The sequence below is a fragment of the uncultured Ruegeria sp. genome, from assembly GCF_947500045.1.
GTDB lineage: Bacteria > Pseudomonadota > Alphaproteobacteria > Rhodobacterales > Rhodobacteraceae > Ruegeria.
In genome coordinates, this window is sequence record NZ_CANMQQ010000001.1 from 421,835 (window position 1) to 436,079 (window position 14,245).

Genomic DNA, 14,245 nt, shown 5'->3' on the forward strand with positions numbered 1-14,245 from the left:
AAGAACGGCGGCACGCGCGTTGTTCCCTTTACCCGGGAACGGCCGTTCCGGCATTTTCACCGATCCCGTCCTGTCGCGCCTTGGCCGAGGCGAGTGTGTCGCGCAGTTCAGTTTCCATTTTCTTCAGCTCTTCCTCGGCAGCGGCGCGTTTGGCTTTACCCTCATCAGCAATCGCAAGGCTTTCGTTGATCGTGCCGATCAGGTCAGCATTGGCCTGCTTGACGGCCTCGATGTCGAAGACACCACGTTCCATTTCTTCGCGGATCATCTTGTTGGATTCGCGCAGGTTCGCGGCGTTCGAGGTCAGCAATTCATTGGTCAGATCATTGGCGTCACGCACGGCGGCTGCAGCCTCGGCGCTACGCTGGATGGTGACGGCCTGTGCCAGCTGCGTTTCCCAAAGCGGCACGGTGTTGACCAGTGTCGAGTTGATTTTGGTCACCAGCGACTTGTCGTTTTCTTGCACCAACCTGATTGAGGGCAGCGATTGCATCGTCACCTGACGCGTCAGTTTCAGGTCGTGTATACGGCGCTCCAGATCGTCCCTTGCAGCACGGAGATCGCGTAGTTCCTGCGCTTTCATCACTTGCTGGTCTTCTGGTGCGGCCTGAACTGCGGCCTCTTTTTCAGGAATATCGTGGCTGTCCAGTTCGGTCAGCTTTTCCTCACCTGCTGCGATGTAAAGTGCCAGTTCGTCGTAGAACTCCAGCGTCTTTTCGTACAGAAGATCGAGCGATTTGATGTCTTTCAGCAGCGTATGCTCGTGCCCCAGCAAGTCGTCAGTAATACGGTCGATCTGGCTTTGTACGTTCTCAAACTGGGCCGTGAACTTGGCAAATGGGGCGGCGCGGCCCAGCAGTTTTTCCCACCAGCTACGTTCGCGCCGGACGTCCAGTTCGCTGACCGAGAAGCCCCGGATCGTTGTCACGATATTGCGCAGGCTGTCACCCGCAGGACCCACGTCTTTATTGCGGACATCGGCCAGCATGGCCTGGCTGATTTCCTGCAGCTCCGCCTGTGCGGACGATCCGAAGGATACGATCGAATTGGTATCGTCCATATCGATTTCGCCCATCCGCTTGCGGATTTCGGCACCAACCGGTTCGTCAGCGTCTTCCAAGGGCACAATATCGGCCTGCGGTTCCGGCAAGGCCACGGCGGTGACTTCCTGTATCAGCGTTTCGGCCTCGACCGCTTTGTTCTTGATCTCTTCGGACATGGGGTAATCCTCGCTTACGTAAAAACCGGTCAGTCCAACCGGACGCCTTCGCGCTGCAACCGGTCGCGCAGCACATCAATTTCGACCGTCAAATCACTGCGGTCATCCAATAGCATTTTTCGCGTGCGTGCCGCGAAATTCTGTTCCAGATCGTCCAAAAGCGCCGAATAGTCCGTTAGCGCCTGAGCATCACGGGTGCGGGCATAAACGTCCGAGAATTTCACCGTCGCATCACGGGCGCCCTGCAAATAAACCGTCAGATACTTCCGGGCACCGGCCAGATCGCGGGGGTCTTCTTCGACCGTGCGAAACAGATCGCGGGCTGTGTCCTGAAAACGTTCGACCCGTGCTTCGATCTGACGGTCGCCCGCACGTTTGATGGCGTCAGTCATCTGGGCCAAATGGGTTTCGGCATCCTCAACCACGCGCGCGACGCGGTCCTGTTGAAAAGTATCGACCCCCTCCATGCCCTTATCCTTCATCGGGTCGAGGCCGAACGAGACCGAGTGCAAAACCATCGCAGCAACGCCAAATAGTATCGGAGCCAGCAGGCTGACGTGTAATGCCGTATCTGCACCCAGAAATTCGGTCCGGTAAGAGGCAAGGGCGACGCCCAACCCCGTAAGAGCACTGGAAAATATCTTGCGCGGAAAGGCGGGTCTGCGCGCAGTTCGGCGCGAATTATAGGCGGCTTCAGCCCGCAATCCTTCGCGCAACAGAAAGGCGGCGGCGGTCAGCAACCCTGCTGCGACCAACCCAATCGTCATGCCGATTGCACCATCGTTCAGGGACAAAAACACCAACGGAATCGCAGGAACAAACAACAGATTTGCGCGCGCGCCTGCCGGTTCGACGCGGGCTCCGTCGAACTGGCCGCGCGATGGCTGAGCCTGTTCGGAATCGTTGCCATCGGGGCTGAATTTGCCGCCATAGCGTTTGGCCATTTCCTTAAAGCCCCCCCAAAAGGCCGGTACAGACGCCGAACAACAGCACTAGCAGCGCCGCATAGGCGAATTTTTGTACTCCGGACCCGGACATAGTGCCCCCTATCTGTGGCTATCACAGAAAATTTAGGCGATGCGAGGGCTTGGCGCTAGGGGGAAGGTTTATTAACCCGCGTCACTTGCGAGGTTTCTTGCCGATTGCCGGTCTTTTACGCTGTGGTCGGGCAGGGCGCTTGGCCGGTACTTTTTCACCATCATCAGCGTCAAGCCCCAGCTGGTCACGCATCACCCGGCGGCGGATTTCCTCAACCGCGCCCGGTTTCAGATCGCCCAGCTGGAACGGGCCGTATGAGACCCGTAATAGCCGGTTCACCGCATAGCCAATATCTTCGATTGCGCGGCGAATCTCGCGATTCTTGCCTTCGCGCAATCCGATGGTCAGCCAGGCATTGGCACCTTGCTGACGATCCAGTGAGACGGTCATCGGTAGAAACCGCTCTCCGTCAATCACCAATCCTTTGCGGAGTGGCTCAAAATCCGTGTCTTTGGGCCGCCCATTTACCCGCACCCTGTATTTGCGCAACCACCCGGTCGAAGGCAGTTCAAGTTTGCGCTTGATGCCGCCATCATTGGTCAGCAGCAGCAACCCTTCAGAATTCAGGTCAAGCCGTCCGACACTCATGACCCGAGGCATGTCTTCGGGCAGTTCGTCAAAGATTGTCTTGCGGCCTTTTTCGTCGCGGGTCGTGGTCACCAGACCCGATGGCTTATGATACAGCCACAGGCGGGAAGGTTCCGGCTCGGACACCGGTTTGCCGTCGACGGTGATCTTGTCCTTTGCGGTCACGTTCAATGCCGGGCTGCTGATCGCCTTGCCATTCACACTTACACGACCGGCTTCGATCATACGTTCAGCTTCACGGCGCGAGGCGACACCGGCGCGGGCCAGCACTTTGGCGATCCGGTCGCCGGGAGGAGGGGTATTGGTCATCCCCCGGCCATAGCCTATCCCGGCGACTTGCGAAAGGCAGGTTTCTAGGGCAGTCTGAGGGATGGAGTTCAGATCGCACATGAAGCTGGCGCTGGAACAGGCGCGATTGGCTGCGGACCGGGGCGAAGTGCCGGTCGGCGCGGTCATTGTCGGGCCGGACGGACAAGTTGTTGCGGCTGATGGCAACCGGACGCGCGAACTGAACGATCCCACTGCCCATGCTGAAATTCTGACACTGCGGGAAGCCTGCAAAGCGGCCCGTTCCGAGCGTCTGCCGGATCACGATCTTTACGTGACGCTTGAACCCTGCGCCATGTGCGCTGCAGCGCTTGCTGCCGCTCGCATTCGGCGTGTGTACTACGGTGCCTCAGATCCCAAATCGGGTGGCGTGGCGCATGGTGCGCGCGTTTTCACGCACCCGCAGGCGCATCACATGCCGGAAGTCTATGACGGGATTGGGGCCAGCGAGTCTGAGCAACTGCTCAAGCAGTTTTTTGCGAAAAGGCGTTAAAGCGCTACCATTTCAAACTATAGACAGTGTGATCGCCGGGCAGCCCCTTCAGTTCCATCGAAACGGGCGGGCCAAAGTTCAGCGTATCCTGACCGCCGACCAGAAGCTGCGTTGCATCGGAAACGTAGACCTCGTCGGGTGCGGCAGCGGCGGCAACGCGGGCTGCCTTGTTTACAACTGTGCCAAAGAAATCGTCATCGGTTTGGATTACGTCCCCGGTGTGTATTCCGATGCGGATCTGCACAGATGGCTCATCGGGGTTGGCGGCATTGCGTCGTTGTAGTTCAGCAGCGGCCATCAACGCTGCCCGGGCTGAAGAAAAACTGGACATGGTTCCATCCCCCAGCGATTTCACCAGCGTTCCGCCTTGAGCTTCGATAGTCTCGCGTGCCAATTCAAAGTGCTTTTGGATCGCTTCGGTCCAAACCCGGTCCCCCAGCTTTTCTGCGATGGCCGACGAGTTGACGATGTCGGTGAACATGACTGATGCCATGCCTTCGCGTTGATCTTGACGAAACCCGTCGCGCGCGGCTGCAATCAGCGCGTCCAACGCTTTGTGCTCGATCCCAATTTTTTCCATGTTTGCGATCGGGTTGGACACATGGCAGTGCACCATCTTCCACACACCGTCTTCCAGGTGCAGGATAAAGGAAAACCTGTGCGCCATGGCTTTCTGGTTGCTGGAAAAACGCAGCGTGGCGACGCAATGGGCCCAGCCGACTGGGCCGCATTCAAACGCCTCCAAACTGTGCTCTTGCCAATCGTAGTTCGGGATTTCGGCCACATGATCGGGAAAACCCTTGCGAAACAGAGAACCAGACCAGAATTCTCCGTCAGCCGAGCCCTGATACCGAACATGTTCCGACGTCGACAACATGTTGGAAAGCGCAGCGCCATCTCGCTTGCGAACCGCATCGTTCCAGCGTCGCACCACGGCGATCAACTCTGGTGATGGGTGAATCGGTTGATTCATGCAGGCTTCACCACAAGTTCGCGGGGGATGTCCGCCAACGGCACGCCGCCATTGGGCGTAACCACGAAGCTTTCGGTGATCGCCAGCCCCCAATCGGATGTCCAGAGGCCCGGCATCAAATGGAAGGTCATGTTTCCCTGCAGTTCCGTGGTGTCTCCGGGCCGCAGGCTCATGGTGCGTTCGCCCCAATCAGGGGGGTAGCTTATGCCGATCGGATATCCGGTGCGGTTGCCTTTGACATATCCGGCACGGGCAAAGCTTTCGTAGACACAGGTTGCAACCTCTTCGCAGGTCGCGCCCGGACGGGCAGCATTCAGGGCATCATCTATAGCCCTGAGCACCGCTTCCTCTGCGCGGCGAATGTCGTCCGGAGGATCGCCCAGAAACAGGCTACGGCTGGCCGGGCAATGATAGCGGCGATAGCAGCCCGATATTTCGAAATAGGTTGCCTCATCAGGGGTGAGCGGCCGGTCGTTCCACGTGATGTGCGAGGCCGAGGCCTCGGTTCCCGAGGGTGCGATTGGAACGATGGCGGGATAATCCCCAGCCAGTCCCGGCAATCCAGCGATGCCCGCGGCCTGAACCTCAGCCACCAGCTGGTTCTTGGGCATTCCTGCGCGATACGCCCCTCGCAGCACTTCGTGCATGTGTGCTGTCAGCCGCCCCGCTTTGCGCATCATCTCGACCTCGGCGTCGCTTTTAACTGCGCGTTGCCAGTTTACCAGGCCCGTGGCGTCTGACAGCGCGGCCTCTCCGAAGGCACTTTGCAAAATGTGGTGACTGGCGGCCGAGTAATAATAGTTGTCCATCTCGACACCCAGACCCGATGTCCATCCGCGTTCCCGCAACAACGTAACCAGCGAGTCGACGGGATGGTGGTCGGGGTGCTGAACATGTTCTTCAGGCCAATCCAGCAGATTGGTTGGGTCCAGCCAAGTGGTTTGCGCCGCTCCGGCCTTATCCTGTGTCCGCCCCCACCAGAGAGGCGAGCCAGTGGCAGGAAGGATGACCATCTGCGGCACGTAAAAGCTCCATCCGTCGTAGCCGGTGAGCCATGCCATGTTCGAGGGGTCAGTAATCAGCAGGGTTTCAATTTCCCGCTTTTCCATCGCCGCGCGGGTTTTTGCGATACGGTCGGCATATTCCTGCGCGCTGAAATCCGAGGCGGGCATCAGAAAGAAATCGCTTTCATTACTTCCGGCTCGATCACATCGACGCCGGGCAGGCCTTCGATCAGGGTTTGGGCTGATTGTTCGAGGATCGGAAAGGTCTGATAATGGCAGGGAATCACGGCCTTGAAATCAAAGTACCGTTTGGCGGCGTACGCAGCGCCATTCATATCCATGGTGAAGTGACCACCGGCGGACAGAATGCCGATATCGGGTTTGTAATAATCTCCCATCCATTCCATATCCGCCATGATGTCAGTGTCGCCCGAGACGTAAACCATGCGCCCTTCTGCGGCGATCATGAACCCAACCTCGGTGCCGCCGGTGCGCAGACCATCGGGCGTAGTAAAGGTGGAGCTATGCGAAGCGGGCACCATCGAAACCTTAATGCCATTCAAGTCCACTGTACCGCCCTTGTTAAACCCGACCGTTTCGATCCCCTCGGACTCGGCCCAGTATCCCATCAGGTCGTTTTGCCCCACCACGGGCGCGTTCAGGTGTTTGGCCAACGGCAGTATGTCGACAACATGGTCGAAATGGGTGTGAGTCAGTAGGATATGCGTCGCACCCGCAACAGCCGCGTCATGCTGATCTTCGGTCAAAGAGGGGTTTCCCGTCAGCCAGGGATCGATCAGCAGAACCTGCCCTTCGGTTTCGATGCGAAAGCTGCCGTGGCCCAGCCAGATGATATCCATAAAGAATCCTCCCAATTTCTGCTTGGAGTCAGCCTAGCATCAGCTATGTAAAAATCCATGGATTGGACGCAGCATATTGATGGCTATTGTGAACGGCTCTCGCCCGCATATTGGGCCGAGCCGATTAACGCGGTGACCAATGCTGCATTCCTGATCGCGGCATTCGTCATGTGGCACAGGGCTCGTGGGCAGGGTGCGCCGCTCGCGATGGTTCTGATCGCGATACTGGCAATGATTGGTATTGGCAGCTATCTGTTTCACACTCATGCGCAAGTCTGGGCGGCGATTGCGGACACGACGCCGATCCTGCTGTATATTCTCGTTTACATATTTGCCGTGAATCGGGATGTCTGGAAGCTTAGGCCACTATATGCGTTTGGCCTGACCGTGCTGTTCGTACCTTACGCCGCGCTTACCATTCCGATATTCCAATGGGTACCGGGGCTGGGTGGATCAGCGGCCTATGCGCCAGTTCCGCTGTTGATCCTGATTTATGCGTTCTTGTTGCGCAACAAAATCCCAGACACCGCGCGCGGGCTGGCGGTTGGCGCGGTAATCTTGATCTTCTCGATCACGTTTCGCGCGTTGGATGTACCCTTATGCGGTCAATTGCCCATGGGAACGCATTTCATGTGGCACATTCTGAATGCCATCATGCTGGGCTGGATGATCGAGGTTTACCTGAGGGCCGTCAGGCAGAGACCGGCTCGCGCAGGATAAACAAGCACGTCGTTGCAATATAGGAATTCCAATAGCTTGGAATTCCACGGATCTCATGAATTGTGCGTCAGTCTCGAAAGGCTGTGGCCAGATTCTCGGGCAAGTCGAACTCATCCAGAACCCGTTCGCGACCTTCGGTGGACATTTTGAATGCTGTCTTTTCAACGATGCGCTGAATCTTCTCGGCTGAGTGTTTGGCAGCGAAAGGTGCGAAGTACCATTTTAGAAAAACGAAACAGATGACATCTTCAAGCGCCTGCACCTCGGAGTTGCGCTTGATCCCCTGCTTGCGCAGCATCTGCTCGGCGGCTTCCAACTGATCTGCACCATACTCAGCCTGTTCCATGAACCCACGAACCACGTCCGCGTGAAACACGCCTTGTGCCTTGCGCCAAGCCAGATAACCGGCGCGACCTTCGGGGTATTCAGTGCGCTTCAGCTTCCACCTCTCTACATGCTGCCCGCGTGCGGCAATCTGCAAGGCGTCTGAGGCGTCCGGGAAAAGCCGGTCAAGCTCGGCACTCATGCGTTGTCCGTAAAGCAGCGCGGCTGGCTGGCCGTCCTCAAGGTTGGGATCTTGCGCATTTGCCGCATCTATCGCGTCCAGAACTGCTTGCTTGCGAGTGCTCATATTCCGCTCCGTTTGCTTGCCTGAACAACACCGGGCGGGCCGTTCAGCTTGTGAGTCTTAGCTATGCTAACGACTTGTCAGGCTGGGCGCAGCAGTCAAATGCACAAGCGCCGGATCAGGAGGGGGAACTGATCCGGCGCGTCGGGCAGGGTTATTTACCTGCCTGCGTCTTGCCTTTGGTCACCGGCTCCGAAACCGGCTCGGGGAAGCTGAGGTTTCGGGTCAGGTTGTTCATGTCTATCCCCAAAGCCAGGGCAGGAGATGTCAGAACCACAACGGATAGGGTGACGGCGGGCAAGAGGGTTTTCATGAGTTATCTCCGGATTCGTGTTGACTTACAATACTGATATGAACAGTTCAGTTCAGATTTCAATAACTGAAGTGAACTAATCGGTTTACTTTCTGCATATGAGGGATTCAAAATGTATGGGATGATTTACCGCCATCGAACATGCACTGGTCTTGCGAGTGCTGCGGCAGACGGGTAAACGCCCCCTAACGAATATGAGGGTTTCCGATGTCGATTGACCAAAGCACCGCCGCCAAGGTGGCCAAACTGGCCCGGATCAAGGTCGAGGATGACGCGCTGCCTGCGCTGGCCTCCGAGTTCAACACCATTCTTGGGTTCATCGAACAACTGAACGAAGTGGATGTCGAAGGCGTCGAGCCGATGGTGTCGGTAGAACCGATGCGCCTGAAGCGCCGTGTGGATGAAGTTACCGACGGAAACCAACAGGACAAGGTTCTGTCCAACGCCCCCGATGCGCGCGAAGGGTTCTTCGCTGTTCCCAAAGTTGTGGAGTAAGTCATGAGCGATCTGAACAAATTGGGCTTGGCCGAAGCTCGTGACGCGCTGCGTGCTGGTGATGTGACCTCGGTTGAACTGACAGAATCCTGCCTGAAAGCGATCGACGAAGCGGATGCGCTGAACGCGTTTGTCCACAAAACGCCCGAGATTGCGCTTGAGCGCGCCAAGGCAGCTGATGAACGGATCAAAGCAGGTAATGCGCCGTCGATGTGCGGCTTGCCAATCGGCATTAAGGACCTGTTTTGCACCAAGGGCGTGCCCTCACAGGCGGCGTCGAAGATTCTCGATGGTTTCAAGCCTGAATACGAATCCACTGTGTCGCAGCAGCTGGCCGACGCTGGTGCCGTGATGCTGGGCAAGCTGAACATGGACGAATTCGCCATGGGCTCGTCCAACGAAACTTCTACCTACGGAAATGCGGTCAGCCCTTGGCGTCGTGGCAATGACGACGCGCAACTGACGCCGGGTGGCTCATCCGGTGGCTCGGCCTCGGCTGTTTCTGCTGACCTGTGCCTGGCGGCAACTGGTACCGATACGGGTGGTTCGATCCGCCAACCGGCCGCTTTTGTTGGCATCACCGGGATCAAACCGACCTATGGACGTTGCTCGCGCTGGGGCATCGTCGCCTTCGCGTCGTCACTGGATCAGGCTGGTCCCATGACTAAAAACGTGCGCGACGCCGCGATCATGCTGGAAACCATGTGTGGTCACGACCCCAAGGATTCGACCAGCGCCGAACTGGCCGTCCCGAATTTCGAGGCGATGCTGACTGGCGATATCAAGGGCAAAAAAATTGGTATCCCCAAGGAATACCGCATGGACGGTATGCCGGCCGAGATCGAAAAACTGTGGTCCGAAGGCGCCGAGATGCTGAAAGCTGCAGGGGCTGAGATCGTCGATATCTCGCTGCCGCACACGAAATACGCGCTGCCTGCCTATTACGTGATTGCCCCGGCCGAGGCATCTTCGAACCTCGCCCGTTATGATGGCGTCCGTTACGGTCGCCGCGCGCAGTTGGCGCAAGGCGATGGCATCACCGAGATGTATGAAAAGACCCGTGCCGAAGGCTTTGGCCACGAAGTCCAGCGCCGTGTCATGATCGGCACCTATGTCCTGTCGGCTGGTTTCTACGACGCTTATTACAACCGCGCCCGCAAAGTCCGGACCCTGATCAAGAAAGACTTCGAAGACGTCTTTGCCGCCGGTGTTGATGCAATCCTGACCCCTGCAACACCCTCCGCCTCTTTCGGGCTGGGTGAAATGACAGAGGCAGATCCGGTTCAGATGTACCTGAACGATGTCTTCACGGTGACTGTGAATCTGGCTGGCCTGCCGGGTATTTCAGTACCAGCCGGGCTGGATTCGCAGGGGCTTCCTCTGGGTCTGCAGCTGATCGGTCGTCCGTGGGACGAGGGCGACCTGCTTAACACCGCCTATGCGCTTGAGAACGCGGTTGGGTTTGTAGCCAAACCTAGCAAATGGTGGTAGGCCTCAGGCTGGCAGAACAACAAGTAAACGGAGCAGCCGAATGCGCAAAATGCTTCTGATCCCTACTCTTGGGTTAATTGCGGCTTGTGATACGGTCGCTCCGGTTTCGGGCACCGGTTTCAACACGCCTGAATACCAAGCCCAGCGTGAGGCTGAGTTGGCGGGGCAGGGGTTGACCGGCAATCCTTTGCTGCCGCCCGAGGTGATCTCGGAACAGCCGCTTTCGGCACAAGGGGTCGCGGATACGCAGACGCCTTTAAACGATGGCGGCGCGAACGATATTGCAAACCAGACCGCCGCTGTGCTGGCCAATACGTCAGGGCAGTCTGCGTCCACACCGCCCGTAAACAACGGTACCGGTATTTCGGACGAGCAGGATTTCGAAGCTGTTTCGAACCGTCGCAGTATCGACGACGATGCCGCCCGGATCGAGCAAAACCGAGAGACTTACCAGGTCGTTGCCCCTTCCGCTGTGCCGGAACGCGGGGCAGATGGTCAGCCGAACATCGTGCAATACGCGCTCAGCACGTCAAACCCCGTCGGCACTCAACTTTACAGCCGCGCAGGGTTCAATCTGGCGGCCAAGGCAGAACGCAATTGTGCGCAATTTGCGTCTCCGGATCAGGCTCAGATTTCGTTTCTTTCCAATGGCGGCCCGCAACGTGACCGCAAGGGATTGGACCCTGATGGCGATGGTTACGCTTGTGGCTGGGACCCCAGCCCGTTCCGCAGTGCCATCAACAACTGATCAACCAAAGCCGATCTGGCATCCGTCCCCCAATTTCGGCCCACGCCGAGATGGGCTAAGGCCCACTCTGATCGTTCTGCACTACACTGCGATGGAAAATGCCTCCGCAGCGCTTGACCGCCTTTGCGATCCCGCTCCCGAGGTTTCGGCCCACTACCTGATCGGTCGTGATGGAACGCTCTGGCAGCTTGTCCGTGAAGAAGACCGCGCATGGCACGCTGGGGCAGGGGAGTGGCACGGGCAGATGGATGTGAACTCTCGCTCTGTTGGCATCGAACTCGACAATCGCGGTGACCACCCGTTCTCGGAACCCCAAATGCGGGCGCTGGAACAGCTCTTGCCCAACATCATGCGGCGATGGGCAATCTCCCCCGAAGGCGTGATCGGGCATTCTGACATGGCACCCGGGCGTAAAATCGACCCTGGCCCACGCTTTGACTGGCAAAGGCTGGAACACCAAGATCTCGCCGCCCCGCGTGGCACGACCGCCCAAACGGACCTCAACTTTCGTGCGCTGGCGAAAAGCCGAGGCTATACCGCCGCTGTTGACGACGACACGCTGCTCCACACCACGCGCCTCCGTTATCGCCCCTGGGCCATCGGCCCCATTCACCCCGACGATCTCATGGTGCTTTGTCAGTCGCCAAAAACCTGATCCACTCTTCAACTGGCCAAAAATACCTCGGGGTTGAATTGGCCGCAGGCCAAGAAGGGGCTGGCCCCTTCACCCCCCCGAACCACACTTGACGCCACCGGACACACAGCATACCCACCCAACTGCGCGGAGGGCCGGATGGCCGCTGGGGTGCAAACCCGAGAGGAAAGTCCGGACTCCACAAGGCAACGGTGCCGGGTAACGCCCGGGCGGGGAAACCCGACGGAAAGCGCCACAGAAATCAGACCGCCGCATCTTGTCAAAGGTTCGCCTCTGGCAAAACGCGGTAAGGGTGAAACGGTGGGGTAAGAGCCCACCGCGCCGCTGGCAACAGTGGCGGCACGGCAAGCCCCACCGGGAGCAATGCCAAATAGGGTCCCCGCGCGGGCCGGTCGGCGTCAGCCGATACCGCCGCTAAGCCTGTCTTGGCCCAGAGGGACCGGGTTGGCAGCTTGAGCCATGCAGCAATGTATGGCCTAGAGGAATGGTCATCGAAGGGGGAAACCCCGGAACAAGATCCGGCTTACAGGCCCTCCGCGCATATCCAGTTAGCCGCCCGGTGGTGTATAGGCACCGCCTATCGCGGCAGCCTTCTCGGCGACGGCGACAAAATCCTGTGCCGACCATGCGCGTACGGTTTCAATTTTCGATACTGCGCCGGTGCCCGCAACAGCCATGCCGATCGCCACGGCGTCGGTTCCATCTGGCACCTCGCTGATAACGACCACATCGTTACCTCCGGTGGTGATGTAAAAGGAAATCAGCTTGCCACCGACCTTCTCCAGCAAGGCGCTGACGGGCCCGGATCGGTCTTTTGGTTTTGCCAGCATTCCTTTGACGCCTTCATGAGAATAGGATGCATAGGTAATGAAAACAGGCATGAATACCCCCCACTATGTTGGTTTTACCGGAACCTTCAGGCTGGCCGGTTCCATGGCCAGGTTGCTTGCTGTGACGCGCGCAATACGGGAACCCCGGGGATGTCCGGGCATTACTAACTATGTGAGTGGTGTAGGTGGCCGGATAATTGCACCGGTCCGGTATTGCCCATGACTGCAAAGCAGGCTTGTGGGTCGCGGTGACCCTATCACAGACTCGTGAACACGCCAAATGGCGCGGTGTTGAAGCGGATTCAGGAATTGTTCTTTGAACGCGGCGAATCCGGTTGACTTGGGCGTGCGAGCAGGTAAAAGCGCACGCTCATAAGGATTCAACCGAAAGGCCCCTGCCTTTTCGGACGCAGGAGATAACCATGGCGAAGCCGACGACAATCAAGATCCGTCTGAACTCGACCGCGGGCACGGGCCACTTCTACGTGACCAAAAAGAATGCACGCACCATGACCGAGAAAATGACCGTTCGTAAATACGACCCGGTCGTTCGGAAGCATGTCGAGTACAAAGAAGGCAAGATCAAGTAATCTGCCCTCTGACTTGAAATTCTGAAAAAGGACTCTGCGCGGCGGGGTCCTTTTTTGTTGTCATTGGACACCGCAAAGCGCGCAGGTGCAAAACGGGGGCGTTGCAGGGGCGCATCAGCCCTTTGGGTGTTCTGGATGACAGCGGCTTGCTTTTAAGCACTCCATGCCGCTACGCTTCAGCAACTCTTTCCAAAATGTTGACCGCCATGAAAAAAATCTTGTTACCCGCCCTAGCAGTACTGACCTTGTCAGCCTGTGAAGACCCGTTTAACCGCGAAGGCGTCGGTTTCACCGGGATTGATGGTGAACCGCGCACGGTATCCGACGTAAAAGGTGCCGTCGCGTTTGTACCCTCCGCAACCAACATTCCTGCAGAACTGGCCAAACTGCCTACTGTTCAGGTCTCATCGGATAAGACTGAACTTGAAAAAATCGCTGGCGTTGCAATCGACAATGGGGGTCGCACGGATGCGAATGCGGTCCAGCTTGAAGGCAGCGACACCAACATGTACCTGAGCACCGTCAGCGTAAACGGCAAGTTGTTCGGGGTTCTGCGTACGGAAAATAATAGCACGAAGGTCGACAACTCAATCGGTTCGACCTTTGGTAACCAAACAGAGCGCTTTACCGGATGTTTGGCGGCTGGCGATGTATATCGTAAAGGTTCGTCGGCCCGCAGCGCTGGTTTTGCGGTTCCACTGAACTGCCGCTGATCACAGCTCTGTTTATCTTGGCATAGACCCCCGCCAATATGGTGGGGGTTTCCTGTTTCTGCCTCTAACCAGCACGCCATTCGGCAAAACTGATCACCGGCTGCAGCCCGGCACGCGCCATCAGTTTGGCCGACGCGGTATTGAAGGTTGCATATGTGGTGGCCAGGACGTCGCCGCCATCACGAAGCAAACGCGTGCGAAGCTCGGTTATCAATGCCATCCCGATACCTTGCCTACGGTGCCCGGCATCCACGCTGATGTGGTGTAGCATCGCGCGTGTTTCTGCACGGCGAAAGGGTGTCGCTGCACGCCTTTCGTTCTCGTAAATCGCATACCCTAGCAGGGTATGATTGCCCTCATAGCCCAATGCCACAACTTCAGGCTGACAAAGCCATTCTGACAGATAGGTAACCAGCTCAGCACTCTCAGGTAATGGTGCGTATCGCTGCGGTTGATGCTGAACATGTAGATCATGCACCTGATGAAGGAGCGGCAGCAAACGGTGCACCTGTGTCGGGCTGATGGTGATGATGGACATAGCTGGTCCCTTCGGTGGAACA

The 14,245-nt window shown here is 57.7% G+C and carries 18 protein-coding genes and 1 other RNA gene; 9 read left to right on the plus strand and 10 right to left on the minus strand.

Going from position 1 to position 14,245, the window contains the following annotated elements; translation table 11 throughout:
* Positions 1–28: 28 nt before the first annotated feature.
* The 3 genes from Q1B46_RS02145 to Q1B46_RS02155 all read right to left on the minus strand — a co-directional run bounded on the left by Q1B46_RS02145 (position 29) and on the right by Q1B46_RS02155 (position 3,154).
* The gene (locus Q1B46_RS02145; RefSeq protein ID WP_299944282.1) at positions 29–1,219 is read right to left on the minus strand and encodes a toxic anion resistance protein; all 1,191 of its coding nucleotides are present in this window, start codon (positions 1,217–1,219) and stop codon (positions 29–31) included.
* 29 nt (positions 1,220–1,248) lie between these two features.
* Complete coding sequence (locus Q1B46_RS02150; protein WP_299944283.1) at positions 1,249–2,163, minus strand: 5-bromo-4-chloroindolyl phosphate hydrolysis family protein; 915 nt, start codon at positions 2,161–2,163, stop codon at positions 1,249–1,251.
* A 175-nt stretch (positions 2,164–2,338) separates the two neighbouring features.
* Positions 2,339–3,154, minus strand: a complete 816-nt coding sequence (locus tag Q1B46_RS02155) for a pseudouridine synthase (protein WP_299944285.1) — start codon at positions 3,152–3,154, stop codon at positions 2,339–2,341.
* A 61-nt stretch (positions 3,155–3,215) separates the two neighbouring features.
* Here Q1B46_RS02155 and Q1B46_RS02160 point away from each other — a divergent pair, with 61 nt between their 5' ends.
* Entirely contained in the window at positions 3,216–3,665 is a 450-nt protein-coding gene (locus Q1B46_RS02160; protein ID WP_299944287.1) for a nucleoside deaminase, read from the plus strand.
* Positions 3,666–3,669: 4 nt separating this feature from the next.
* On the opposite strand, the gene Q1B46_RS02165 is transcribed toward Q1B46_RS02160, so the two are convergent.
* The 3 genes from Q1B46_RS02165 to Q1B46_RS02175 are packed head-to-tail and all read right to left on the minus strand — an operon-like array spanning position 3,670 to position 6,502.
* The gene (locus tag Q1B46_RS02165) at positions 3,670–4,638 is read right to left on the minus strand and encodes an adenylate/guanylate cyclase domain-containing protein (RefSeq protein ID WP_299944289.1); all 969 of its coding nucleotides are present in this window, start codon (positions 4,636–4,638) and stop codon (positions 3,670–3,672) included.
* Positions 4,635–5,810, minus strand: a complete 1,176-nt coding sequence (locus Q1B46_RS02170) for a M24 family metallopeptidase (protein WP_299944291.1) — start codon at positions 5,808–5,810, stop codon at positions 4,635–4,637. The genes Q1B46_RS02165 and Q1B46_RS02170 overlap by 4 nt, the downstream gene beginning before the upstream one ends.
* A complete protein-coding gene (locus tag Q1B46_RS02175; RefSeq protein ID WP_299944293.1) occupies positions 5,810–6,502 on the minus strand; it encodes a metal-dependent hydrolase in 693 nt (230 codons plus the stop codon). Before Q1B46_RS02175 ends, Q1B46_RS02170 begins: the two co-directional genes overlap by 1 nt.
* Positions 6,503–6,559: 57 nt before the next feature.
* Between Q1B46_RS02175 and Q1B46_RS02180 the strand changes: the two genes are divergently transcribed.
* A complete protein-coding gene (locus Q1B46_RS02180) occupies positions 6,560–7,222 on the plus strand; it encodes a ceramidase domain-containing protein (RefSeq protein ID WP_299944295.1) in 663 nt (220 codons plus the stop codon).
* Positions 7,223–7,289: 67 nt separating this feature from the next.
* Here the strand turns inward: Q1B46_RS02180 and Q1B46_RS02185 are convergent, their stop codons facing one another.
* Complete coding sequence (locus Q1B46_RS02185) at positions 7,290–7,853, minus strand: DUF4202 domain-containing protein (RefSeq protein WP_299944297.1); 564 nt, start codon at positions 7,851–7,853, stop codon at positions 7,290–7,292.
* Between the two features lie 151 nt (positions 7,854–8,004).
* Positions 8,005–8,163, minus strand: a complete 159-nt coding sequence (locus tag Q1B46_RS02190; RefSeq protein WP_299944299.1) for a hypothetical protein — start codon at positions 8,161–8,163, stop codon at positions 8,005–8,007.
* Between the two features lie 207 nt (positions 8,164–8,370).
* On the opposite strand from Q1B46_RS02190, the gene gatC reads away from it, so the two are divergent.
* The 5 genes from gatC to rnpB all read left to right on the plus strand — a co-directional run bounded on the left by gatC (position 8,371) and on the right by rnpB (position 12,094).
* On the plus strand, positions 8,371–8,658 hold the full coding sequence (gene gatC / locus Q1B46_RS02195; protein WP_299659442.1) for an Asp-tRNA(Asn)/Glu-tRNA(Gln) amidotransferase subunit GatC: 288 nt from the start codon (positions 8,371–8,373) through the stop codon (positions 8,656–8,658).
* Positions 8,659–8,661: 3 nt separating this feature from the next.
* On the plus strand, positions 8,662–10,149 hold the full coding sequence (gatA, locus tag Q1B46_RS02200) for an Asp-tRNA(Asn)/Glu-tRNA(Gln) amidotransferase subunit GatA (protein ID WP_299944301.1): 1,488 nt from the start codon (positions 8,662–8,664) through the stop codon (positions 10,147–10,149).
* Between the two features lie 40 nt (positions 10,150–10,189).
* Positions 10,190–10,897: a hypothetical protein gene (locus Q1B46_RS02205; protein WP_299944303.1), complete on the plus strand. Its 708-nt coding sequence runs from the start codon at positions 10,190–10,192 to the stop codon at positions 10,895–10,897.
* Positions 10,836–11,552 carry an N-acetylmuramoyl-L-alanine amidase gene (locus Q1B46_RS02210; protein ID WP_299944305.1) on the plus strand — a complete coding sequence of 239 codons (717 nt, stop codon included), beginning with the start codon at positions 10,836–10,838 and terminating at the stop codon, positions 11,550–11,552. The genes Q1B46_RS02205 and Q1B46_RS02210 overlap by 62 nt, the downstream gene beginning before the upstream one ends.
* A 126-nt stretch (positions 11,553–11,678) precedes the next feature.
* An RNA gene (gene rnpB, locus Q1B46_RS02215) (RNase P RNA component class A) lies at positions 11,679–12,094 on the plus strand.
* 6 nt (positions 12,095–12,100) lie between these two features.
* Here the strand turns inward: rnpB and Q1B46_RS02220 are convergent.
* Positions 12,101–12,433: a GYD domain-containing protein gene (locus Q1B46_RS02220; protein ID WP_299944307.1), complete on the minus strand. Its 333-nt coding sequence runs from the start codon at positions 12,431–12,433 to the stop codon at positions 12,101–12,103.
* Positions 12,434–12,804: 371 nt separating this feature from the next.
* On the opposite strand from Q1B46_RS02220, the gene rpmG reads away from it, so the two are divergent.
* Both rpmG and Q1B46_RS02230 read left to right on the plus strand, forming a co-directional pair.
* Positions 12,805–12,972, plus strand: a complete 168-nt coding sequence (gene rpmG / locus Q1B46_RS02225; protein ID WP_007799108.1) for a 50S ribosomal protein L33 — start codon at positions 12,805–12,807, stop codon at positions 12,970–12,972.
* A gap of 122 nt (positions 12,973–13,094) precedes the next feature.
* Entirely contained in the window at positions 13,095–13,685 is a 591-nt protein-coding gene (locus tag Q1B46_RS02230) for a lipoprotein (protein WP_299659454.1), read from the plus strand.
* Positions 13,686–13,749: 64 nt separating this feature from the next.
* On the opposite strand, the gene Q1B46_RS02235 is transcribed toward Q1B46_RS02230, so the two are convergent.
* Complete coding sequence (locus Q1B46_RS02235; RefSeq protein WP_299944310.1) at positions 13,750–14,223, minus strand: GNAT family N-acetyltransferase; 474 nt, start codon at positions 14,221–14,223, stop codon at positions 13,750–13,752.
* Positions 14,224–14,245 lie beyond the last annotated feature (22 nt).

What these genes read in the sequence shown, in the direction of transcription:
- Q1B46_RS02145 (WP_299944282.1), bottom strand. Translation starts at nt 1,219, where the DNA reads ATGTCCGAAGAGATCAAGAACAAAGCGGTCGAGGCCGAAACGCTGATA.
- Q1B46_RS02150 (WP_299944283.1), bottom strand. Translation starts at nt 2,163, where the DNA reads ATGGCCAAACGCTATGGCGGCAAATTCAGCCCCGATGGCAACGATTCC.
- Q1B46_RS02155 (WP_299944285.1), bottom strand. Translation starts at nt 3,154, where the DNA reads ATGACCAATACCCCTCCTCCCGGCGACCGGATCGCCAAAGTGCTGGCC.
- Q1B46_RS02160 (WP_299944287.1), top strand. Translation starts at nt 3,216, where the DNA reads ATGGAGTTCAGATCGCACATGAAGCTGGCGCTGGAACAGGCGCGATTG.
- Q1B46_RS02165 (WP_299944289.1), bottom strand. Translation starts at nt 4,638, where the DNA reads ATGAATCAACCGATTCACCCATCACCAGAGTTGATCGCCGTGGTGCGA.
- Q1B46_RS02170 (WP_299944291.1), bottom strand. Translation starts at nt 5,810, where the DNA reads ATGCCCGCCTCGGATTTCAGCGCGCAGGAATATGCCGACCGTATCGCA.
- Q1B46_RS02175 (WP_299944293.1), bottom strand. Translation starts at nt 6,502, where the DNA reads ATGGATATCATCTGGCTGGGCCACGGCAGCTTTCGCATCGAAACCGAA.
- Q1B46_RS02180 (WP_299944295.1), top strand. Translation starts at nt 6,560, where the DNA reads ATGGATTGGACGCAGCATATTGATGGCTATTGTGAACGGCTCTCGCCC.
- Q1B46_RS02185 (WP_299944297.1), bottom strand. Translation starts at nt 7,853, where the DNA reads ATGAGCACTCGCAAGCAAGCAGTTCTGGACGCGATAGATGCGGCAAAT.
- Q1B46_RS02190 (WP_299944299.1), bottom strand. Translation starts at nt 8,163, where the DNA reads ATGAAAACCCTCTTGCCCGCCGTCACCCTATCCGTTGTGGTTCTGACA.
- gatC (WP_299659442.1), top strand. Translation starts at nt 8,371, where the DNA reads ATGTCGATTGACCAAAGCACCGCCGCCAAGGTGGCCAAACTGGCCCGG.
- gatA (WP_299944301.1), top strand. Translation starts at nt 8,662, where the DNA reads ATGAGCGATCTGAACAAATTGGGCTTGGCCGAAGCTCGTGACGCGCTG.
- Q1B46_RS02205 (WP_299944303.1), top strand. Translation starts at nt 10,190, where the DNA reads ATGCGCAAAATGCTTCTGATCCCTACTCTTGGGTTAATTGCGGCTTGT.
- Q1B46_RS02210 (WP_299944305.1), top strand. Translation starts at nt 10,836, where the DNA reads ATGGCGATGGTTACGCTTGTGGCTGGGACCCCAGCCCGTTCCGCAGTG.
- Q1B46_RS02220 (WP_299944307.1), bottom strand. Translation starts at nt 12,433, where the DNA reads ATGCCTGTTTTCATTACCTATGCATCCTATTCTCATGAAGGCGTCAAA.
- rpmG (WP_007799108.1), top strand. Translation starts at nt 12,805, where the DNA reads ATGGCGAAGCCGACGACAATCAAGATCCGTCTGAACTCGACCGCGGGC.
- Q1B46_RS02235 (WP_299944310.1), bottom strand. Translation starts at nt 14,223, where the DNA reads ATGTCCATCATCACCATCAGCCCGACACAGGTGCACCGTTTGCTGCCG.